The following is a 24146-nucleotide window of genomic DNA, read 5'->3' as shown; positions in this document are numbered from 1 at the left end:
AAAGATGTAATTGAACTTATCCTTTGACTGAGCCGATCAACATCCCTTGAACGAAATAACGCTGTACAAAAGGATAGATAATCAGAACCGGTAAGCTGGCCATAACAATCAAGGAGTACTTCATCAGTTCAGCCATTTGCTGTTGTTTGATCATTTCGGAAGCATCCATATTGCCTGAGCTGCCGAGAATAAGAATACTTCGTAAAATTAGTTGTAGTGGGTAGAGCGATTGCGATTTTAGATATATCAGTGCGTCGAAATATGCGTTCCATTGACCAACTGCGTACATCAACGACAGCACGGCAATAATGGGTTTCGCAAGCGGCAGAATGACACTGAAGATAAACCGAATGTCACTGCAGCCATCGATGTCAGCCGCTTCGGACAACTCATCCGGTATGGAATTTTGAAAAAAGGTTCGGGCAATAATGACTTGCCACACCCAGATCGCATTTGGAATCAGAAGCGCCCAACGTGTATCAATGAGTCCCAGGGATTTGACAACGAGGTAAGTTGGAATCAAACCACCGGCAAAGAGCATCGTGAACGTAATGAAGATCATCAGCGTGCTGCGACCAACAAATGTCTTTTTGGACAGTGGATAAGCGATCATAATGGTTAATGCTACGCTGATAAATGTGCCGCATGCCGTATAAAACAATGAGTTGGCGTATCCCATCAGTACCTGTTCATTTCGCAATACAGCCTTGTATCCTTCGAATGACAGATCCACTGGCCACAGCCAGACTTTGCCTGAAGAAACGGCTGACGGACTGCTGAGTGACGAACTTACGATGTAGATCAAAGGATACAGCACAGCAACCAGCACGAGTGACAGAATGATGTAGATTGCCGTAATAAACAAGCGATCTCCAGGCGATTCTCTAATGACAGGGTTTTTGTTCGCTCGTGAACGACCTGCCTGTGATTGTAAATTAGACATCCTTCAAGTCTCCTCCCCTCCGTGTGGTTACCATAAGCTTGTATTGGACAGCCTTTTTGCAGCTGCATTGACGGTTAACAACAAGATGAGATTAATGACAGAGTTGAACAAACCAACCGCTGTAGCAAAGCTGTAATTGGCGTTTAATAGTCCCATTTTGTAGACATATGTTGATATAATTTCCGAAGCAGATAGGTTTAACGGGTTTTGCATCAAGTATATTTTCTCGAATCCAACCGCCATGATATTACCAACACTTAGAATTAAAATAATGACGGCCGCCGGCAACAAGCCTGGCAAATCCACGTTAATAATCTTCTGCAGTCGATTGGCTCCATCCACTTTGGCAGCCTCATACAATGAAGGGTCGATGCCAGCAAGGGCGGCCAGATAGATGACTGCTGAATATCCCATACTCTGCCATACATCAGAAAAAACATAGATTGAGCGGAACATGTCTGGATTGCCCAGGAAATTCACCGATTCAAACCCAAGTGCACCTGCAATCGTATTGACAATACCAAGCCTCGGCGAGAGGAATAACATGATAATCGATACCATAACCACTGTAGATATGAAATAAGGTGCATAGGTTACCATCTGTACAGTTTTCTTAAACTTCATGTTTTTGATTTCATTTAAAGCCAGTGCCAGCAAGATCGGGATCGGGAATCCGACAATCAGGCTGTAAAACGAGATGAGTAGCGTATTTTTGATTAACATCATAAAAGCGGGATTCTGGAAAAGCAGGTCGAAATACTTGGTTCCAGCCCATGGGCTGCCCCATATTCCTTTAATGACGTTATAGTCCTTAAATGCAAGGACCGTGTTCACCATCGGTACATATTTGAAAACGATAAAGTACACCACCGGAGGCAAAATAAGCAGATATAACTGCCAATGCCTCCTGAAACTTCTGGTTAGCGCATGCTGTAACGTTGATCGCTTGCGCTCTTTCACACCAGACTTGCTCTCACTTGTAATTGTTGTTCTCAGAATCATCCCCCCAGTCAGTAAACCCTATGGTTGAAGTTAGCGTCACCTTGTTATGGTAGCGCTTTCTTTGTGCCCATATCATAAGTTTAACTGGAGGAAATCGTAAAGGTACATCTTGGAAATGAGCGTACATTATACGCACAGATACTATATCTGCAGCGTACATTAACCGTTCTGATTATCCATCTTCCGAAATACACTCGGTGAAATGCCGCGTACACGCTTGAATGCTCTTCGGAACGAATGCGCACTGTTATATCCCGTAGAAAGTGCAATTTCATCGATGGTTTGACCACTTTCCCGAAGCAGATCAGATGCTGCATTAATTCTCACTCGCTCCACATAATCGGAGAGGTTTTCCCCGGTGTGCTCTTTGAATAGTTGGGAGATGAATTTTTCAGATTTCCCCATATGTTCGGAGATCCGGCAGATCGTCAGGTTCGCGTCACCATAATTTTTCTCAATGTAACTCGTGATTTCTTGTACGGTATCCGCATGTGTGGATGATCTCTTCCGCAACACTTCTTTGCACATCTCATCCGTCAATCGCTTGAATTTACCCCGCAATACGGCAATGGAATCGGTAATTTGGATGCTGGAGACACCGCTTTTGTATTCTTCTGTAAACGAATCATCGTGTTTGATTTTGGGCTCATCCAGCTTGAGGTACGTCCCCTTTAGCTCCATAATAAATTGCTGTACCATCTCATAGGAAAGTTCACGCTCTTCAAAATTTCGTGTAAACAGCTGATCCAAAATACGAAGTGCTTCTTCCAGCTCTCCTGCCTTGATCGTGTTGAGCAAGCGCTGTTCAGATTCAATAGGATAATAGTACATTTCATTTTCCTTCAATGTATCTTCAAATCGAACGAGCTCATCCGCGCCCATATGGATTGCATATTCCATAGCCTGTTTGGCTTCATCGAATGAACGGCCTACATCATTCCAAACTTCGTAGGCAGCTCCCGTGCCAATTGTCGTTGAAATCCGGTACTCTTTATAGATGAGCTCGGTTAATCTGCTTAATTCAGACTCACAGTGACGTATCGCTGTATCCAGCGGCATATCTGATACGGGACATATAAATGCGATCTGATCTGTGCCCCAATCGGTTATCATCACATCGGCATTCCATTCTGTCATCGTCTTTCTGATCATCAGTTTCGCGACGCCAAGTTCTTGAATCGTCTCTTCACTATCCAGACTGGCATAACCGTTCACCTTAAGTAGACCTGTGATTCCATGGCTGTTCTCAATGGTTAGTTGTGTCTGAGTAGAGATCGCTTCCAGCTCTCGTGTAGTATAAAACTCACCGGTAAGCAAACGTTTGATGAATCCATCTCGCAAAAGTGGAATTTGTTCATTCAGCGCGTTCTCCAGCGACTGATTATTGGCAATCAAATGATGGATATGGCTCGCCAGAAAATCATATTCGTTATGCCTTTTACCGGAAGGCTCACTGATTTGTTCCCGGAAGGCAGACAACAACTTATAGATGGGTGCACTATTTCGGTAGGCCAGAATGAGTCCAAATCCCAAGCCAAGCGCCAACGTTGCTAGCGTGAAGGCCAGTGTCACTTGTTTAATCTGGTCCGCATTGGTCATCAATGATTTCTCGGGAATGCCTGCCATATAACTCCAACCGTTTCGATCCGAATGAATAGATATCAGCAGACGCTCATCTTCAATGGGCTGAACCTCTTTCAAATCGTCCCCTACATTTTGCGCCAACTGCTGCGCTTCCCCCTCTTCAATACCGCGTGAAAAGATAACTTCGCCGTTCGCATCTCGAACCAAAGTCCAGCCGCCATACTGATCAACGATATGCTGGGTCAGGCTAGCCATCTCATCTTCATCAATTAAAACACCAATGGTAGCCTGTGGTTTATTAAAGCTATTCAGCGGCAAGGATTGCAGAAAAGTAATTGCCGGTGCGGTGGTACGCAAGTTGCTGCTTATTTCACGTTTGTAATTCTGAAGTGGAATAATCTCATTGAAGTGTGGCTTTTTCAAAATATGTTCGCTCCACTGTTCGAAGGTCATACCCTCCAACGCGTTGGCTGCGTAATAATGTTCTGGTCTGTAATAGACCGTATTGGGTGTAATAATGACGTTATAGTTTGGAATGTAAATAAAAAAATGAGATAAGTATTCGTTGGTACTGCTATACATCGATAAACTACGCTGCATTTTGCCTATGCCATATACATTGTAAGAATCCAGCGGTTTGGGATCGGCAATCAAACGATACAACTCCTGATTAATGGCTAGTTGTCTCGTAAACGCTTCGACCTGTAGCAGGTTTCGTTCAATGATTTCTTTGCCCAAATTCAGAGACTTCAAACTGTTCTCTATCGAGCTGGCCCTTGCCGCTTCAATGGATGCCCGATAAGAGGCGTATCCGGCGATCTGTGGAATCATTAGAATAATTAGATACGAAATCAAATAACGACGGAACATCGGTGAAAATTTGGACCATAGGAGCTTCAATGTACTCCCCCCTTTTTCTAATCAAGCGCTTACATTTGTCGGTTTATCATCATCATTTCATGATACAACGGGCATTTCTGAACGGTGAAGGTACAACTTCTTCCCTATGGTACATTTACAGCTACAGCTATACAATACTTGATTTCTACAGTGTAATGTGCAACTTCACGAGACAAAGGCAATGAATAACAACCTTTTTCGCTCATCCCATTTGGTTTCAACTATACCTATATACAATAAAAATAACCTTCTCAAGTCATCAGATGACCTGAAAAGGTTATTTGTTGCCACTGATTAAGTGATATAACTGTTGATGTTCGTTAATTACTGACGGCTACAAATTTCCATTGTTGATTCGTTGCACCCGTGTAGGTGTTCTGTTGCAGTTTGGCTCCATCCGATGTGGAAGCGCTCTCAACTTCAATAGCTTTATTACTGTTGACGTTGATAATGCTATAGTAGCCATTGCCGAGATCATTTACTTTAAAATGCTGTGCCGTTGTATTCAGATTAGCCATGAGCTGCACCGCTTCGCCATTAGTCTGTGTACCGTTGCGAATGTCGATCACTTTATCCGGTGAGTTCACACTCGTCAGCGTGTAGTTGCCCCCGCCAATGGAAGTCAGCACCCACTTCTGAGGATTACCACCGAGGTCACTCCATTGTTGTAATTGGAGGTTGTTCTGATTTTGCCCACCAGGAACATCAATTACTTTATTGGAATGACGCGCTACAATTTTGTACGTTGCACCAGACACCAGACCTGTAGACGGATTCGTTGGATTGGTTGGAGTACCACTACCGTAATTCTGGGAGCGCTCATTGTACCAAGTGAACAAGAATCGTCCCATCGCACTGCGTGAAGCATCTCCATCCCACTTCAGTCCTGCGGTTGGATCAGCGAATGAACTGCGTGCGCCCGGTTCTAAGATAAAACCATTCATATGAGCCGCGATGCTAACATTACCTGCCGCATTGAAAATTCTTTTGGTGTTCGTTCCGAATCCTTCATTACTACCATTGAACAGATTCCAATAAGCTGAATCACCTGGCTTGTTTTTGAACCATGTCACTTCTGTGATGTTGATTGGATATTTATCGGCTGCCGCCTTGACGTTGGTATTCCATTGATCTTGCAAAATGTTGAAGTTGTCATACGCTCCGTATCCTGGATACCAGTGTACAGCATAACCGTAGTTGTTCAGTGGGTCAGTAAGCGGATGACTTGCTGTCAGGCTGTAGAACTGATTGTAACCTAGACCCGCAGCCCAGATCACATTGTCTGCGCCCTGATTACGAATCGTGGAGATCATGGAGTTTTGGAAATTACGCAAGTCATTCCAGTGATCCACAAAATCATTCTCCCCGTTGTAACCACCCCAGTGTCCGTTAGCGTACGATTTCACCGGCTCGTTAATCAGCTCGAAGTGAACGTTGTCTGCACTTTTAATCTCTGGACGGGAGGCAAGATACCCCCAGATTTGATTGAACTTTTGCAAGTTTGCAGCTGTCGTCGCCTGATCATCCTTCAACGTGAAGTCTAGTCCCAGAACGACATATACGCCTTTAGTTTTTGCATACTGGATATAAGGTATGATGACGTTCTGCGTCACAGTCTGTACACCAGCAAAGTTGTATGTACCTGCCGCCACATCTCCCATATCCTGACGATCAATGAACAGACGTACTTGATTCATTTTCCAGCCATGGTTGCTACCATATTTCGGACTGGTATCCGCAAACGTGTCTGTGATGTCTTTCAGATAGGCCAATGTTGCAGCATGACGATTGTTACCATGAAGGTTGAGGTAATAATTGCTGTCCTGATAAGTCCAGTATGCACCGGAAGGTTGATGCCAACCATTGAGAAGTACCGGTTGATTGTTGCTGTTGACCAAGTTTTTGCCACTCACTTTTAGTTTCCCCATAGGCATACCTACCCAAGCATCCGCTTTGCTGCCGCTCCATGGAGCAATCGTAATCAGTAATGCCAGAACGAGTAAAAGCTTGCAAGACATCATGAATTTTTTCACTGCTATTCCTCCTGTTTGATTAATTGGCTTACATTACTGCGATAGGAAGCTGCCGTCAAACCTGATTTTTAGCAAATCAATATTTAGTCTCATCCAGACTCGGTCGGTGCACGCTCCCTTAAGCCATTCCATTTCCAATGATAACGCGGGTTGTAACATAACCGATCAGCTGTAAGCCATTCTCTGCCGTTCATCTCATCGATGTACGCTTCCTTGGCATACTTCTTGGAATCACTCATGCGATCTGCCTCCTTTCATTCGGGTATGCTTAACCTAATAGAGCTGTACACCTCTTCGTTCTAAGCGTCTATCCTACGATACCTGTACGCTCCACACTTTCCACGAAATAACGTTGCACGAACAAATAGATGATAATTAATGGCAGGATCGCGAGCAGAATACCTGTATCCTGAATCATGCTCAGATAAAACGGATCGGCCTGAGAGGCTGCACCGTCTGTAACTTGTTGAGCGAGATTGTACGGCAACGACGATAGCTGTGTTGACATGACTTTGCTCGAAGTCAGATACGTTGTTGTGTAGAAGCTGTCATTCCATTGCCATACGAAGGAAAACAGCATGACGGTGACCATCGATGGAATGGCATTCGGTAGCATGATACGAGTGAATGTGCGACTGATTCCTGCGCCGTCCACGTATGCCGCTTCCTCTACTTCTTTCGGAATACCCCTGAAGAATTGGCGGAATATAAAGATATACAGGCCTGCCTTTAGTGAATTTGCGGTAATGGCTGTCAGAATAAACGGCCAGTACGTATTGAGCAAGTTCACCGGTTTCCCGGAGAATAGCGTCATTAGCCCCATCAGATCAAAGCTTTTCAGATTCAAATATACTGGAATGAGAATCGTTGTTGGTGGCACAAGAATGGTCAAAATTACTCCGGCAAACAGCCAATTGCTTCCCTTGAACTTCAGTCTGGCGAATCCATAACCCGCAAGCGCACATGAAGCTGTGGTCAACAGTGTTGTTGTTGCGGACAATGCAAACGTATTAAACAGCGTTACCCAGTAGTCCATGACACGAATGGCCTGTTTGAAATTGTCAATCGAGAAGTTCTGCGGAATCCATACAACGACTGCCGAATAGAGATCACCCTTGGCCTTGATCGATGTAGATATTTTTTGGAATATCGGAAATAAAATAACAAAGGAAAGTCCGGTGATCAGAACAAATCGGATGATAGACCATAGCCAGCTCTTCCATTGCTCAAGCGATAATAATCGTGATGTTGTCACGCGGAATGCCCTCCTTTCTAATCTTGATAGAAGACTCGTTTTGAGAAAATGATCGATACGATCACAAGAATGATGGCAATCGCTACGAAATATACCCATGCCATCGCAGAGCTAAGACCAAAGTCAAATTTCACAAATCCCGTGTCCCGGATCAATTTGGTCATCGCATTATTCGCAAAGGAGTCAATGATCGTATAGATCGCGTTTACAAAAATAAGCGGGCTGACCATCGGAAACGTGATTTTCCAAAATGCCTCGTATCCTGTCGCCCCTTCCATCTTGGACGCTTCATAGAGCTGCGGGGAGATGGTCTGAATACCGGCAAGGAAGATCAGAATTTGTACACCCGATTGACTGACAATCTGGTAGATTCGATCAACTGCACCACTTAAATACGTAACGACCCATTCACTTACTCCTGCATTAAGCATCAGACCTTCCAGTTCCAATGTGCCAAAAGCACTTCCGCCTGTGCTGTTCTGGTTCACAGCTTCAATCAAACTTGTGCTTTCCAGCGACATAATGACGCCAGATGCCAGTATGACAGGTAAGAAAAAGATCGATCTAGCAATCGCACGGCCTCTGAATTTCTGATTCAGAATCACCGCAAGGAACAAACTGAATATGACAATAAGCGGTACGTTCACAAGTACGTCTGTAATCGACTCAATCAGTGCTCGGTTAAAGCTTGTATTAACGGTAAGTGCTTGAATATAATTGGCGAATCCCGTAAATTGAATCGCTATTCCTTCTGCATTGGCTTGAATGGTGCTCATACTGTATCGAAGAGACGCCAGTAGCGGAACGAAGAAAAACAATACAAATCCGATCAGCCACGGAAGTACATAGATGACACCCCACATTGCTTTCTGTTGAGCATACGTACGACTTCCCCATTTGAATTTCAGGAGTGTCTTCAGAGTTGCTCACCACCAGTCACATAGCTTAGGGCTTCTACTTTATGATTCTCCACTTCAACAGGAGAGTCATTGTAATTGACAATCACATATCCTCCGCCTTCATAGGTTGTTCGAAATACACCTTCACTCAGGGATTCATGAGCAATCATTGGACGTCCAGTGAACGACTGGTTCACTTGGCTAACCTCGGTGTAGATCTCCGCTGCCAGATCAATCCACTGCTCGTAATTCGCGGCATAGAGTTGGTTATAATCTGTTTCTTTCACCACATGGCCCGGGGCCTTAAACCAGGCAAAATAAGGGCTGGCTCCATATTCAATCAGCTTCAGCACATACTGTCTTGCATCGGTATACGTGGACAGATTGTACGGAGAACCGGTATAAGGAATACTGCCGTGCACGACCAGCTGGAAGAATGGAACTTCTTCATCCTCCAGTTTGAACCGACTACTACTCATCGGAGCATCTGTAAGGCCTGTAACATAAGGCAGTGCGTATGCGTTCCCGCCTTCAGCCACGATAGAGCCTGTTTGTTGCTTAATCTGATCAAAAGCTCCTCGAATCGTATCCAGTGCCTGCGTACGATCAAGTAATTTCTTCGGATTCATATCGCTGTTTAACTGCTCTGCCATATCTTTCAGAGAGATGCCTCCTGCATGGAGTGGTTCCAAGTCCTTCAGCATATCTATAGTTACGTTATCAATCTCATTAGGTGAGAGTACATAGGTAGCAGATAAATCCTTCGCCCGTCTCCCCAGAGCCAGGTCCATTGGATATAAGATCGCTGGTTCCTGTGTTAAAGACCGGGAAGCCTCACTCGATGGACTGAATCCTTTCTTTGATTGCACGTTAAGTACAGCTACATCCGGATAAAAACCAATTCCCGCTCCACTCGTAAACTCACTGAACTCTTTCATTCCTTTTTTTCCGCCAATCACTCCATCGACCTTAATGGAATCCGGCAAACGGTGATGTAATCCATCGTTGAACCATCCCGCATAGCGTAACTGGATGTTGGACACATTTTTCTCCATCAACTTCGAAAGGATTTCTTTACCCTCATCAAATGTCGTCAGAGCCTCCGTGGAATTATACGGAATGCCGAGCATATGCTGCCTGGTTGTCATCCCGCCAAAAAGCTTGAGGTAAAACGGAATGGTGGATTGCTCCTCAGACGTTTTCAGTTCGGGAAGTCCTTTAGTTTGTACCAGGTACTCCCGGTACAGTGAGGCCAGACCAGAATAGGAAGCCTGCTCTTCATCTACAAAAGCGTAACGAACCACGAAGTCAGATGACGTTGGTTTATTCTGAAACTTCGGCAATGTACGAACCATGTCACTGGACTGAAGTGTAATATCACTTTTGTTTACAACATAGAAGCTGGGATATACGTTATTGTAGCTGTTCAGCTTACCGCTAATATCCGCATTCACCACCGCCACCGCATCCCCTTCTTCGATGATGCCCAAGAAAGCGCCTTCCGGACGGATCACGCCAAAGACAGGCAATCTCGCTTTGCTTTCATTGGAACTGGCTTCACGTAACTTCATCGTTAAGTCCGGGCCGTAAATATCCTGTTGGTAGGAGGGGTACTGCAATTTCCCATTGTTAAAATGAATTAGCGCTCCCGAACCGTCTGGTACCAGAATCGATCCTTCTTCCTTGGAATCTCCCGCTCCAAAATACTCCAGCACAGACAGGGTGTTGATTGGGTACTCTTCTGGAAAATGAATACCTGAAGCTGGCACTCGGACCTTCAGCTGCTCTCCATCCAGTTCATACTCCATCGTAAGCATGAATATGCGCGGCCCGCTTCGTTCCTGCTCAATGCCGTGCTCGGCGTGATCTTTGACAAGGTCTTCCTCTGTGTATCCCGCATCTTCAAAGGCTTTCAATGCACGGGTCAATTGTAGACCCTGCATGGCTTTGTCAATTCGATTGTATACGCCCTCATCTTTATCTTCCGCATATCCGACTTTCAACGCCCGTTCTCCGGTTTTATCAAGCTTTGCCAACACATTTTGTTCAAAACGTTCCTTGCTGATCTTCACCGGTAGGTCTTCAATGGATCGCTCGGTGTTGCCAAATTGATAGTGAACTCGTACCCCGTTTGGTAATGCTTCATAACGCACTTGTTTATGCCGAATACTGTCCGTGAATGAATTCACCATACTGCTCTGGCCTGAGCTGTTGAAAAAACTGAGTCTGGATTGGGAGGACAGAAGGTCTTTGTTAATCCCGGCTGCAATGCTATCCTTCTCGCGTTCTTCCGGGTTACTGCGCCAGATTTGTCCGCTCTTACTTTGAATTACAGCGATTTCGGCAGTCTCTTCGTTGATCAACAACTGCAAAGCGTTGTTTCGGGCGATACCGATCATGCCAGGAATGCGGGCATCGCTAAATGCAGATTTCAGCTTTTCTCCGGGAGGCAGGGAAGGAGTCTCCACTTGACTAACATCTGCTGCCGTCTCACGAGCTGCTGTTGACGACGAGAACTGGCAACCGCTTAGAAGTAAACTGCTCACGAGCAGTATTCCGGTTATTTTTTTGGCTGCGGCATATTTCATTGTGATTTCCTCCTTCCTAGCCCCGAAGCACTAATTCCTGATAGATAGTGTAGACAAAAGAGACAATCTGCTGGATAAGGCTAAAGAATAACAAGCACAGAAATGCCATAAAAGCCATAGCTACAAGCGTGAGCAGCATCGTTAGAATGGTTTTGGCTGGTGTGTACTGATGCACCGTCATGTTACCTACAAATAACAGGTACACGGTCCAGCAAACGGCAATGGCGTTAGAAAAATAATAAAATGCGGTTTCCTGTGCAGAAATAGCCAGACTCAGCCAGATCCACGGGAAATGCACCAGAAACATCGGAACCAGTGCAAAACACGTAGACATGAAAATTTCAGAGAACTTGCCTTCCCCATCCATCAATGTGGTTAGAGACCAGTTGGCCACACACCAGAACAACACGGGAATGACAACGTACACCATCTCAAGCAGGCTGTTCAGGTACTTTGGATTGTTAAAGTTAATCAGAAAACCACTGTACTGGGCTTGCAAAATTTTAGTGAATACCAGCAACACCATAATCATCAATGAGATCAGCAGTGTCGTTTTTTGATTCCGCTCATATTTCAATTCCCAATACCCGTCAAAGGGATGAAAAATAAGATGCAGCGGGTACTGGTACAATTGTTTACTTGATGCCTGCATTCGTTGTCCTCCTTTTCTGTCTGCGAACGATGGCGATGGTGATGAACGCAGCTACAGCCAGGAATATACCGGACATCACCCATGAAAAGTGTTCACGCATCAGTTCTTTCCGATAGAGAAGAAAAGCTTTGGAATACCCTTGACGCTCCATGCTCTGTTTGAAGTATTGCGCCGACTCGGCATAATCCTTCTGACGAAGCAGCGCCTTTCCAATACCCGCATAGGCATATTCCAGATTGGCATTCATCTCGGCAGCCTTGGCAAACAGTTCCGAAGACTGATCTTCTTCTCCGTTGTAATAACTGCGCACGGCGTCATGTAGTGTGCGTCCATACTCTGTCGTTTGGAATACGGTAATTTCACCAAGCGCTTTGTCCAGTACGAGCATCCGGTCTCCCGCACGCTCCAGTGCAACAGGTGTATTAAACATACCCATCCGGTTCCCGATACCGCCAAAAATATGGAGCAGATAACCGTCGCCATTATAGGTAAAGATACGGCCCCTGTTTGAATCGAGAACTGAGTACATATCGCTGTCACCTACATCGACATCAATCAGCCGGGATGGTCCAGCTTCCGTGGTATACCGCAGATCACCTTGAGGCGCAGAGTATCCTTCCCTTCGCAAAATGTCTGTTCCCTGCGCATTCAATTTCTTAATCGGATCTTTGCCGCGATCCCCGCTGGTAGCATAGATGAACCCTTCTTCGTCCATGTCGAGATTGGTGAACTCGGTTGGGGTGAACATGACCATCTGACTGCGTTGTTCTCTGGTGGAAAATCGTTTCCAGAGATATTCAACCGGATCAACCTGAACCCGATTCGCACCAATAAAGGAGGAGAATTCGCCATCGGCACTGAACTCCATGAACCCGTCAAATACGCCTGCAGCCATCACATAAATACGTTCACCTTTATCCATCACAATGCGAATGGGCTTGAATTGAAAGTCTTCCTTTAACAAGTCAGACTTCGGTTCAGAGATAATCTTGACAAGCTGTCCTTTGTCATCCAGATGCACAACCCGTTGATTATCCGAATCGGCGATTAGTAGATCTCCCTTTTCCGTTACAAATAGTCCTTGGGGATTTTTGAATTGATCTTCTTTGCCTTTGTTCTTGAACGACTCGATGGTCCGCACAAGTTTGAAGTTACGATCCATCTCGACAATGCGCCCATTGCCCGAATCAAGCACGTAGACACGTTCATCCGCGGTAACATGCATATCACTCGGTTCCTTGAAAGGAGTTATATTCAGCTTCTTGCCCGTAATAATCGTTGTGGCTTCGTAAGCAGCCGGAGCTGGAACGGTATCACCATAATAGGAATAATGATAGGCATCTGATTTACCGTCTGCACTTGCAGGCAGAGCTGCTGAACTCAAGAACAGGAGGCAGACCATGCCCATGATGACCCATTGACGTTGTTTCCATGCGCTTTTTCGTGTGCTATGCTGCACTTTGCTGCCTCCTTTCTATTCTTTCATGCCCGAAGTAGCCATCGTCTGCATCACACTGCTCTGAGAGATAACAAACAGTGTGATCGGAACGATCATGAGCAGTAGCGCAACGGCTGCGCCTACCCCCGCTCTTGCAATCCCGCCCTGTACGATCTGACTGAGTGCATAATGCAGTGTTTTGAGATTTTCACTATAAATAAAACTTCCACCGTCTGTTCCCCACAGAGCAGGGAACTGCAAAATCATAAGTGTTAGCCATGCTGGCTTCACATTAGGCATCACAATGCTCCAAAAAATCCGATATTCGTTTGCACCATCAATCTTTGCTGCCTCCAGCAGTGCATCAGGAATCTGCTCCATGAACTGTTTCATCAGGAACAGGCCCAGTGAGAATGCCAGAGAAGGCACAATGATGGATGCATGTGTATTGATCCAACCTAACCATGACATCACCATATAGTTCGGAATCGCCGTAACGTGCGGCGAGAACATCAACGACAGAATGACGATGGTAAACAATATTTTTGATCCCGGAAAACGATATTTCGCCAAGGGGTAAGCTGCTGCTGAAGCAAGCAGGATGTGCCCAGCTGTACCCACTAGTGTAATAAGTAGTGTATTGGCAATATAGCGAGACAAGGGTACCCATGAATTGCCCATCAGATTAATTAAATCTGCGAAATTTTCTGTCGTCGGATTGTTCACCCAGAAGCGCGGCGGGAAGATAAACAGCTCATCGAGCGGCTTAAAGGCATTGTTGACCGCATAGATCAAGGGAAGCACCATAAATGATCCGAACACGGCCAGCAGCGCAAACAACATGAAACTGACGGTAAATGACCGGTTGAGTCTCTTCGGCATGCCGAAGACGGCACGTACTTTGCTGGTCATCGTCATTCACCTATCTTTCTCAGCATTTTTTGCGTGAAAATGTTCGTTCCAAGCATCAGTGCAAACAGCACGGTTGCGATCGCTGACGCATATCCCATCTCAAAGCGAATCGTACCAAAGTCCATCAAATGGGTGACGACCGTATGCGCAGCATAGTTAACACTTGGGAATCCAGCCAAGGCAATCGAGATTTCGGCTACAGCGAACGATGCTGTAATCTGCATGACCGCACCAAACATCAACTGAGGTCTCATGGATGGCAGCGTAATATACCAGAGCTCCTGCCAACGGTTTTTGATACCATCCACCGTTCCGGCTTCCACAAGCGAGCGATCAATCGTCTGCAAACCTGCAATAAAGGCCAAAAAGCTGGTTCCGAGACTAAGCCATAGCTGAACCAATATAACGATGCCCAGTACATACTTCTCGTTAGAAAGCCACTGGATCGGCTCCAAAATCACGCCAAGGCGCATAAGGAAACCGTTCATATAACCGTAGCTGTCACCAGAGAAAATGATGAGCCAGATGAAAAATACATTACCTGAGATTGACGGTGCATAGAAAACCAATGTCATAACTGCCCTGACTTTAGGAGACAGCTCATTGATAATCCAAGCAAACAAAAAACAGGCAATATAACTGACTGGCCCCGTAATAACGGCAAACAGCAATGTGTTTTTGAGAGCAATTAGAAAGACGTCGTCGTTCAGGAACAACCGGGAATAGTTTTGCCAACCGACAAAACGTGGCAGTTCCAGCATATTAAAGTGGAAAAAGCTGAGACCGAGCGATATGCCGACCGGAATAACCGTAAACATGAAAAAGATCAGCATAAATGGTGCCATTAATACGTAATAGTGCCTGCTGAGATACAGATTCCTTTTCAATAAGGACCACCAGCCGACCTGGCGTGTATGCATAACAGGAGCGGCGGCTGTCTTGGATGTTTTAGCTTGCAACCGTTACCCTCCCTTTCCTTTATTTCAGATTAAATTCCTTGCGTTTCAGTTCAATCTCATCGTCAATATACAGTACATAGTCTGACAAGGCTTCACGCGGATTCTCATTGGCGTTAACCACTTTGCGGAAGGCGTTGTCCAGGTGTCGGCCTGTAAAATAACCCCCTGGCATCTGTGGAATGCCCTGTACCCATTCCCATTGCTTCTCCAGGTTCTGGTAATCCTTTACCGGCCAAGGTAATTGCTTTAACGCTTCGATGTTCGCTGTAGGGTAACGGGCAGCCGCGCCCATCAGACCTTCCATCTCCCGTCCGTACTCAATTTGAGTTGACTCATCTGTCCACCATTTCATGAACTTCCATGCTGCGTCCTTGTTACCGGCGTTTTCAAGCATCATAACCGCACTGCTCGCGCTAGCTACCTCATGTCTGATCGAACCATCTGGAAGCTGCGTGCCGGGTACAATCGTGAAATCCCACAGATTGCGAATCTCCGGTGCTAATACCGTCAGCATATTATAGGTGGTGTAATCAGCGATTCCGATCGGCATTTCTCCTGTACGGAAACGGTTTGGGAAATCAGCTTTTAATGGAAACTTGTAATTGGTATAAAATTGCGTCCAGCGTTTGAATGCATCCATCGAGATTTCTGAATCGAGCGCACTCTTTTTCCCGTCTTCGGTATAGAAATTCCCATCATTCTGATACAGAAGCATTGCAAAGGTTGCGTTAGGAACCATGTTCGCATTGTTCAGCGTATCTTCAATCGGTAGATAGAACTCCATATTGTGCTTCTGCAATACAGCGATTGCATTATACACATCCTGCCATGTTTTTGGCGGCTCCAGACCCAGTTCATTCAGAATATCCTTTCGGTAGAATAACATTGGAAAATGCTGCTGCTCCGGGAGTGCGTATACTCCAGCGTCATACTCATAAGGCGTTATTCCGCTTGCTCGGAATCTGCTTGCTACTTCTTCGAAATCCGGGAATTTGCTCAGATCTGCTGCTGCATTTCTCATTGCATAGTTCACGGGAATATCTTCACCCATCTGCATGGCTACATCCGGTCCTTCCCCAGCCAGCGTTGCGGGCAGCAAGATATTCGGAGGAACAAGCCGTAGCTGCACGGATACATCCGTATCCGGTGTAAACGTATCGTCAATCATGCCCTTAAGAACCTGAGCCTGATCCCGTCCGGTGGTGATCCATACGGTAATCGAGTCCTTCTTTTTCTCCACATTACCGATACTGTCATAGTCTTCGGTGTATGATGCGACATAAGCACCCAATTCGTGTTTCACCTGCTGGATCGCAGACGCTTCCGCCTTAGGAATTTCTTGTCCTGCAGGAGCTACGATCAGATAATCCATCGTAATCGGCTGCTCACGTACGGTCAGAATCCACGTACCCAGACCACCGACGTTAATTTTGAATGTATCCAGTCGTTTCGGAACCGTTTCCGGTCTTGCTGCCATATCTTTAAGCTGTACAACCATTGCATTCAGAATGGCTACTTTGTCACTCTGTTCTCCGGTTGCCTTTTCGAGATACTCAGCGACGGAGGTGAGGATCACGGCCTGTTTCTCAAAAATCTCTATCATCTCCGGGATACGCTTCTCCAGCTGATAGTCCCGAAGTGGATCGGGTTTGTTCGAGGTAATCATCAATATTTTGCGGTACAACTCATTCAATTCAAGTACGCTTGATTCCACCGTTCGAAGTAACGGGGCAATATCGCCAAGTGTGACCGTCATCCGTAAACGGTGTTTCCCCTTCTCTAGGTGGAACTGATAAGGCTCTTCTTCACCCTTTCCTAAAACTTGTGTCTGCCAGGACGGACTATAATTAAAACGAATTCGCTTCATCTCTTCAAACGGAACTTTGCCGTTAATGGTAAGACTGCGTGTGGCATAAATGCCCCGAAGCTGGTCCTGCTTCACTTTTAACGCAATCTGGTACAGTCCATCTTCAGGCACATCAATCTCCCATTCAACCCATTCCCCTGGAAGTTTCCAGTTCACGCCGCCGATCGCATTGATCCGAATTTTGGATACGTCGTAGGGTTCGAGTGATGGACTGGATCGATCCGAGATTGGTGCAAGTGTAGGTGAAGATTTGGTGATCGCTTCTTCGCCTTGCACTTTCAACATGATGGGACTGGCTGCCTTTAAACCTAACGAATCATACGTCTTCTGCATTTCGGCATACGAAGGAACGGCCTCTTCCTGATACAGTTCAATGTAATCAATCGCCATACTCTCTCGAAGAGAAGTCAAAGATAATTGCTGGTTGCCTTTTTCAAAATAAAACTGGAATGGTTCCTCAAAGTATCCAGCACTGTCTCGAAACGAAGCGAGCTGCCATTCCGGCTTCTCCACCTGTCTTGGTCTGAGATCGTTGCCTCGATCATCCTGCCGGACGTGATCTTCGCGATTGCCCCATACCCTGTCGAACAGAAGTACCTCTGCTTCACGGAAAGGGACTTCCCCGTTTAACTCCAGCTTGCGCTCGATTCCGGAGCTTTTGCCTTCGACAGGATAATAGTGAATGCGAACCTGATATAAACCACTCACTTCAACGGGAACATCCCAGCGAATGGTTCCGGATTCGGGTGTAATAACAGCACTGCCATCGAGCCCTTCATATCCTTGCACTACCTCGAACTCTTCGTTATCCGCCTCCGTATAAGCTTCACCTTGAATCCTTACCGTAGTGTCCGGTTTAGCAGTGCTCGCATATGTTTCCTGATAATGTTCATAACTTCGTGAATCGCTGGCACCCGCTACAGCTTCAAAATCCTCAAGTGCATGTACTGTCCCGGGGCTCTGATTTTTGGATGGATAGATCACGATGATCGAGAACACCAAAGCCAGAACAAGTGCCAGAATCAGTACCTTTTTCTTACGTGACCGCATGTTTGCATGTATCCCCTTTCCTGTAAGCGTATCAACAAAAGAATGATTAACTAACCCAGGCAGAACGCACTTGTTACCCGCGCGTTCTGCCCGTATTTAGCAGTGCTTATTTGTATACCTCATCAATTGCGGCCTGGAAAGGAGCCTTGTATTTCTCGATCAGCGTGGATACGGATACGCCTTCTTTCAGTTCACCATCGAAATCCCAATAAGGAAGGGATGGGAACGTGTTGTGGTCCAGAACAAGCATGCCAGCTGCCACTTCTCTGGCGTTGTTAATATCTGCTTCATCCGTCAGATGTCTTTCGAGCGTGGATTGTTCCGGATAGTCATAGATGGAATCAATCTCGTTGATTTTTTCCCAGATGTACATCAGTTGCTCCGGATTTTCAACCGCTTTAGGGATCGTGATCGCTTGATAACGAGATTCACCAGAGTGGTAAGCCGAAGCGCTTGGGCCTTTCGGGTAAGGCAGGAAGCCAATATCATAATCAGGCATGTCTGTTTTGATGCCTTCAATCTCGTACATCGCGCCAGAGTACATCAGTGTATTTCCTTGACGGAAGAAGGTTGATGGTTCAGTCCAGTCGCCGCCTTCTGTTGGTCTGCCCACTTTCTCTGTAGCCAATTTATTCAAGAAATTGAGTGCTTCTTTTGTTTTTGGATCTTCGAGGTTCTGTTTATCATCTTTGGTCAGTGAAGCTTCGTTGGAATACAGAAATGGTTCGAGCAAGCCCGTTTGAGCGAGACCCCACGTATCCAGTTTGCCGTCATTATTCCGGTCTTTGTTTGCCTGTTTGGCTACAGCCAGGAAGTTATCCCAATTCCACTCGTCCGCATCAACATATTCTTGCAGCGGCTTCAGGCCTAGCTCTTGCATCAGAGTACGGTTGTAGAAAATACCGTTGATGAAAGAAGACTTATCTTCCGTAAATCCGTAACCCTTACCTTCATATTGCATATATTCCTTGGTTGTTTTCTGATTGAATACTTTGTCATTCTTAATATAATCATCCACTGGCCACAACAGATCTTGCTTGGTCAGCGCCGGAATTGCATAGTTTTTACCGAGTCTCACAAAATCACCGAGCGGCTCGCCCGCCATCAAGGAGGCTACAACTTTCTCCTGATATTCACCAAAATCGATGGATACGTATTCGATATTGAAGTTATGTTTTTTCTTCAAAGCTTCGAGGTTTTCGATTCGTTTAATGTTGTCTGGATTGTTATCTGTAATTTGCATATCCCACCAAGCTACAACTTTGATTGTTCTACCGCCCATGTCAAAATCCATCTCTGGTGTAGAATTTTCATTTTTGGACTCCGTTTCGGCTGGTGCTTGCTCTTCCTGTGGTGCCGGTTTTTCCGGTGCCGGTTCAGCAGCAGGTGCAGAACTACAAGCGTTGATCATCAACATGATTGCAAACAAAAGACTCAGCAACATAAACTTGTTTTTCTTCATTGTCTTCCCCCCTGATTGTCGTGTGCTACCAAAGTGTAGCTCTCAAATGTAAGCGCAAACAACCTGCTTAAATGCAGGTGTTTACCCGGACAAATTATAGGTCGGGATCATTTGAGGAGTAATTTAGAGTATTTGACCTGTAATTGGTAAAGAAATGCACTCTCTGCAAAATAATGCACATTGTATGCGCTTTCTTTCCTTCCCATAATAAAACTAAGCCTTATTTCAGTTGAATAATTGATCGGAATATCACGAGAAGGTGAGGTCATGCTTCATGTACAGTGTTTTACTTGTTGATTACAGTCGCCGGATGTGTAGAGAGCTTGAACAGCTTCTGGAAGATAACAGATTACCTTTTACAATTGCAGATTCGGTTTCCTCTTCAAACGCTGCTGTTGCCGCTTTATCTGAGCGGGACTTCAGTGTCGTCGTCGTTCATACAGAGCAGTATGATACGGCGGGATTATGGTTGTGTCACCACATTCGAAAAAAATGTGATATACCCATTCTCCTACTGGGTGGAAGGGATCAATTCAGACTGGTTCGCAAAGCAATGACCTATCAAGTGAATGATTATTTGCCTTCTCCGGTTAGACCTGCTGCACTGCTTCAAAGCCTGCGTGGACTTTTGAACAGAATCGAACCTGTCTCTACGAAAAAAAGCCCTGTCATCAAGCCTACAATTCAGCTTAATGGCAAAGCGATGGATTCCAGCCATGTCATCCGGATTGTAAAAGCTTATGTAAGGGATCACTTGAATGAAGAGATTACGTTAAAGAAAATTGCCGACATGCTTCATTTTAATTGTGCCTATCTTGGACAAAAATTCAAAATGGAAGAAAAGATTTCCTTTAATGACTATATGCTGAAGGAGCGAATGAATAAAGCCAAGCAGCTTCTCTTGTCCACCGATCTGCGAATTTACGAAATTGCTCTGGAGGTAGGATACCGTGATATCGATTGGTTTTACAAAAAATTCAAAGCCTTCTCTGGTTCAAGTCCCAATGCATATCGCAGGCAAAAGGCCCACACAGCTTAAATGAAATGATAAACGGAACGATTGCTTTCAGAAAACACTTGCCGTTCTGTCTTGGCTCGCAGCATCACCATGCAGCGGCAGCATTCCAGAAAAATCTAACAAAGAAAAAACACGCTGGGAGTGTCTGCACCTGCGTGTTTTTTTTGTTACCGACTATCGGTGTGCTGAACGGGTTAGTAAGGATTCTCGATACTCCTGCGGTGTCATGCCCATCTGTTTTTTGAACAGCCGGGTAAACGAGTGAGCAGATTCGTAACCAACCTGAAGCGCGACTTCCCGCACCATAAGCTCATGGTTCATGAGCAACTCTTTCGCTTTGCGGATTCGGCTATCATCTATAAATTCGGACAAATTAATACCCATCTCCTGTTTGAAAAACCTGGACAGATAAGAAGGATTAAAATGATGCAGTTCTGCCAAGCGCACTAACGTAAGATCTTTTTCCAGATTACCTTTGATATAATTGCATAAACTCTGTACAACCATATTGGCACGTTCCTCTTCGTTTGAACGTTTGAAGTTAACCAGTTCATCGGCTGCCAGATAGAGATATTGAACGGCATCTTTCATGTTTGGAAAATGGTCCAAATGCAGCAAACTTCGCTGATCCGGGGTTTTCTGCTTCAACCCCCAGCGGTTAAATGCAGCGTAGAAGGTCAATGCCAGATGATAATAAGTCTCCATTGCCCGTTCCATCGTCATATCCTGTTGAAGAAGCTCTCCCACTAGCTCCTCGAAGATATCGTAGAAGGATTGAAAGCGTCCTGTTTCCAGAAAACCAGACATGGCTTCTACCCGGCTGGAGATCCGTAGTGATGCCTTCGAAGTACCCACTTGAGGTTCCTCGTAATTGTCCGTTAGCACCATGGACATGCCATCTCCGACTTTCATCCATTGCAGCAAGCGCAGACGCTCATATCGCTGTGGAATCTGGAACCATTCACATCCTCGTCCACTAAGTGTAAATGCAATCGACACGCCAAGTGAAGCTAGACACGATTCCTGTACAAGCTCTAACGTCCCTTCCATGTGTCTGGCGAAGTGCTGATCTGTATCTGCCTGCCCATCTTTGGGCTGTAGCAGCCACACCGCATCACCATAGTGATCCGTAGCACTGGCACATTCCGTGTATTCACTCATCAATGATGTTCCAATAATACGAATAGATGCTTGAGTACACCCTTGCTCAGCTTCTGCCGATTCATGTACCTTATTCAACCGTCCGAGTATCAGATACACCGGAGAATTAGCTTTCAGATGGATTTCCCTCTCCAGTAGTTCACCCTGAAGTTCAGCCAATGAAGCAGCAGTTGAACCTTCTTGAAGAAGCTTTCGAATGTATTCATCCTGCCTAAATGCCGTTAGCCGGGATGTAATCTCACGTTGCTGTTTCAGAAGATTATGCATATCATGACTCTCCCTGATCTCTTCCATAACCAGTTCCACCATGTGCATCACTTTATCGTACCCTTCCGTCTTAAGCAGGTAACGTACGTTGTTCATCTGAAAGGCTTTGTATGCATATTCAAAATCACTATGACCCGTCAGGAAAATAACACGGCACTGCGGCCAGCGTCTCTGAATTTCTTCGGTTAGCTCCAGCCCGCTTATACCCGGCATGCGAATGTCTGTCAGCACGATATCAATTCTGGATCGACGCATCCAGGAAAGTGCCTCTGTGGCGGAGTATGCTTTGCATACATCTAGCCGATCCGGCATATGCCTCGCAAATGTTTCATACAAACTGTCCGTAATGATCTCCTCGTCATCTACAATCAGAAGTCGATACATTCGTGTTCCCCTTCTTTCCACTGGATTCGAATGATAACCTTTAACCCTTGCAACTCACTTCGTGTAAGAAATAGTCCACTTCCTTCACCAAATGTCAGTACCAATCGTCTATGGATATTCACTAATCCCGTTATGTCATCGGTAGTTGATTCACTGTACAGATGTTGTTGAAGATTTTCTATATCTTCCGTGCGAAGATCCTGCCCGTTATCCTCCACAATAATCTCTGCACAGGATGACTCCATGTGGAATTGAATGCGTAACAGGCCTGCGGCCGTGTTCTTTTCAAGACTATGCTCATATGCATTTTCAATAATCGGCTGGATTACAAGTCTTGGAACCTGAATCTGTTGCATCTCCAGTGGAACTTCCCCGAACTCAACCTTGATTCGTCTGGAGAATCGCAGTTGCTGGATATCCGTATAGATTCGGGAATGGTGTACTTCTTCCTTCAGTGGCACATGATCTGTCCCATTACGAGTAATGAACCGAAAGTATTCACCAAGCATATTCGTAAATTGCTCAATCCGATCCGTCTCTCCTGTTCTCGCAAGCGAGTTCAGAATGAAGAAACTGTTGTACAGGAAGTGCGGATTAATCTGCGACTGAAGCTGTTTTAATTCGGCTCGCTGCATCATCATCGTTTTTTTGAAATCACGGTCAATCAGCAACTGCAGATTCTCAATCATATGGTTAAAACGAGAGTACAGGAATCCGAACTCGTCTTTGCGATTGTGCACGATCGGGATGTCCAGCACCCCACCCTCCATTTTTTTGAACCTTTTTACCAGCAATAGTAAAGGAATGTGAATCAACTTGTACGTAGAATAGAGATAAGCTGAAATTGCAATAAACGATGTAATAGCAAAAATCCATGCCCATTTATAAAACTTGCTCAGAGGTTTAGTGACCATCTTTTCAGGCAGGTACGTAGCGATCGACAAACCAAGTTGCTCCATATGATGCTGATTCACATGGTACACCGTATCCTCAACGCTTACTTGGTAGCTCTCTAATGAACTCTTCTGACTATATTCACGGTAATTGGCAAGAATGATTTCGCGTTCTTGCCGATCCAGAATAGCAAAACCTGTCTTGTCTTCGATGAGAAGAGAGGCACTTTCAGGATATAGATTAAGCTGTGATAGTTCATTTTGAAATGCCGCATTATCCAGCTCCACCTGAACCACAAACAGCGGCGCTTCCCCCATCTTACCTGTTAAACGTAGAGCACTTAGATTCAATGCATTATCTTTTACCGTAAATCGAATGCTTTCTTCCTGCGTGGATGAACTGAAATAATCGTATGAACCTTGATTGTATTCATCGATGCCCTGCACTGCAGAAATACTCTTGTTGACTGTAGGGATATGTACGTGAACGTTCTTGATATAAGCACTGCTATTTTTGAAAGAAGCAAGCCGCTCGGATAAATAATTTAGTATTTCACGTTTCTCAATTTGATCCATATTGTTCCAGAGGATCGCCAGCCGATTCAGCTTGCGGTCCTCTGCAATGTCGAACTGTTGCAATTCCATCCACTCGATCTCCCGGTTAAGTTCGGTTGCGTATTGACTTAACCTTCTCTCTGTCGATAAGGAAATTTCCTGACTTGCCGTATCATAGCTCCAGTGATACAGATATACGCCCAGAAGAATCAAAGGTATGACAAAAACCAGGTAGGTCATAATCAGTCGCGCAAATATACTGTTTAACCACGACTGTGCCGGTATCTTGAACAATGCACTCCCCTCCTGCTTTCAGATCAAAGA

General features: G+C 45.3%; 17 protein-coding genes. 1 reads left to right on the top strand and 16 read right to left on the bottom strand.

Annotated features, from left to right (window positions below; all coding sequences use genetic code 11):
- Positions 1-16: 16 nt before the first annotated feature.
- The 14 genes from AC1VYS_RS14290 to AC1VYS_RS14225 form a co-directional block, all read right to left on the bottom strand.
- Complete coding sequence (locus AC1VYS_RS14290; protein WP_090915965.1) at positions 17-943, bottom strand: carbohydrate ABC transporter permease; 927 nt, start codon at positions 941-943, stop codon at positions 17-19.
- 27 nt (positions 944-970) lie between these two features.
- Entirely contained in the window at positions 971-1825 is an 855-nt protein-coding gene (locus tag AC1VYS_RS14285) for an ABC transporter permease (RefSeq protein WP_482914997.1), read from the bottom strand.
- Positions 1826-2104: 279 nt separating this feature from the next.
- Positions 2105-4429, bottom strand: coding sequence for a helix-turn-helix domain-containing protein (locus AC1VYS_RS14280; RefSeq protein ID WP_482914815.1), 2325 nt, complete (start codon positions 4427-4429; stop codon positions 2105-2107).
- A 320-nt stretch (positions 4430-4749) separates the two neighbouring features.
- Positions 4750-6462 carry an RICIN domain-containing protein gene (locus AC1VYS_RS14275; protein WP_482914814.1) on the bottom strand — a complete coding sequence of 571 codons (1713 nt, stop codon included), beginning with the start codon at positions 6460-6462 and terminating at the stop codon, positions 4750-4752.
- Between the two features lie 89 nt (positions 6463-6551).
- The gene (locus AC1VYS_RS14270; protein WP_482914813.1) at positions 6552-6701 is read right to left on the bottom strand and encodes a hypothetical protein; all 150 of its coding nucleotides are present in this window, start codon (positions 6699-6701) and stop codon (positions 6552-6554) included.
- Positions 6702-6769: 68 nt separating this feature from the next.
- Complete coding sequence (locus tag AC1VYS_RS14265; RefSeq protein WP_482914812.1) at positions 6770-7717, bottom strand: carbohydrate ABC transporter permease; 948 nt, start codon at positions 7715-7717, stop codon at positions 6770-6772.
- Positions 7718-7734: 17 nt separating this feature from the next.
- Positions 7735-8580, bottom strand: coding sequence for a carbohydrate ABC transporter permease (locus tag AC1VYS_RS14260; protein WP_482914811.1), 846 nt, complete (start codon positions 8578-8580; stop codon positions 7735-7737).
- Positions 8581-8633: 53 nt separating this feature from the next.
- Entirely contained in the window at positions 8634-11204 is a 2571-nt protein-coding gene (locus AC1VYS_RS14255) for a DUF5696 domain-containing protein (protein ID WP_482914810.1), read from the bottom strand.
- Positions 11205-11220: 16 nt separating this feature from the next.
- Positions 11221-11856 (bottom strand): YIP1 family protein, encoded by a 636-nt coding sequence (locus tag AC1VYS_RS14250; protein WP_482914809.1) that lies wholly within the window; start codon positions 11854-11856, stop codon positions 11221-11223.
- Entirely contained in the window at positions 11840-13264 is a 1425-nt protein-coding gene (locus tag AC1VYS_RS14245; RefSeq protein WP_482914996.1) for a hypothetical protein, read from the bottom strand. Before AC1VYS_RS14245 ends, AC1VYS_RS14250 begins: the two co-directional genes overlap by 17 nt.
- A gap of 66 nt (positions 13265-13330) precedes the next feature.
- Positions 13331-14206 carry a carbohydrate ABC transporter permease gene (locus AC1VYS_RS14240; RefSeq protein WP_090915952.1) on the bottom strand — a complete coding sequence of 292 codons (876 nt, stop codon included), beginning with the start codon at positions 14204-14206 and terminating at the stop codon, positions 13331-13333.
- Between the two features lie 2 nt (positions 14207-14208).
- Positions 14209-15126 (bottom strand): carbohydrate ABC transporter permease, encoded by a 918-nt coding sequence (locus AC1VYS_RS14235; protein WP_373323182.1) that lies wholly within the window; start codon positions 15124-15126, stop codon positions 14209-14211.
- Positions 15127-15184: 58 nt separating this feature from the next.
- Positions 15185-18082: an extracellular solute-binding protein gene (locus AC1VYS_RS14230; protein ID WP_482914808.1), complete on the bottom strand. Its 2898-nt coding sequence runs from the start codon at positions 18080-18082 to the stop codon at positions 15185-15187.
- A gap of 106 nt (positions 18083-18188) precedes the next feature.
- Entirely contained in the window at positions 18189-19544 is a 1356-nt protein-coding gene (locus tag AC1VYS_RS14225) for an extracellular solute-binding protein (protein ID WP_482914807.1), read from the bottom strand.
- A 274-nt stretch (positions 19545-19818) separates the two neighbouring features.
- Here AC1VYS_RS14225 and AC1VYS_RS14220 point away from each other — a divergent pair, with 274 nt between their 5' ends.
- Positions 19819-20583, top strand: a complete 765-nt coding sequence (locus AC1VYS_RS14220; protein ID WP_482914806.1) for a helix-turn-helix transcriptional regulator — start codon at positions 19819-19821, stop codon at positions 20581-20583.
- A 153-nt stretch (positions 20584-20736) separates the two neighbouring features.
- Here the strand turns inward: AC1VYS_RS14220 and AC1VYS_RS14215 are convergent, their stop codons facing one another.
- Both AC1VYS_RS14215 and AC1VYS_RS14210 read right to left on the bottom strand, forming a co-directional pair.
- On the bottom strand, positions 20737-22374 hold the full coding sequence (locus AC1VYS_RS14215; RefSeq protein ID WP_482914805.1) for a response regulator: 1638 nt from the start codon (positions 22372-22374) through the stop codon (positions 20737-20739).
- Complete coding sequence (locus AC1VYS_RS14210) at positions 22359-24116, bottom strand: sensor histidine kinase (RefSeq protein ID WP_482914804.1); 1758 nt, start codon at positions 24114-24116, stop codon at positions 22359-22361. The genes AC1VYS_RS14215 and AC1VYS_RS14210 overlap by 16 nt, the downstream gene beginning before the upstream one ends.
- Positions 24117-24146: the final 30 nt, after the last annotated feature.

Source organism: Paenibacillus sp. G34 (assembly GCF_056856875.1).
The sequence above is the reverse complement of the archived record's forward strand: the minus strand, read 5'-3'. Positions and strand labels throughout refer to the sequence as shown.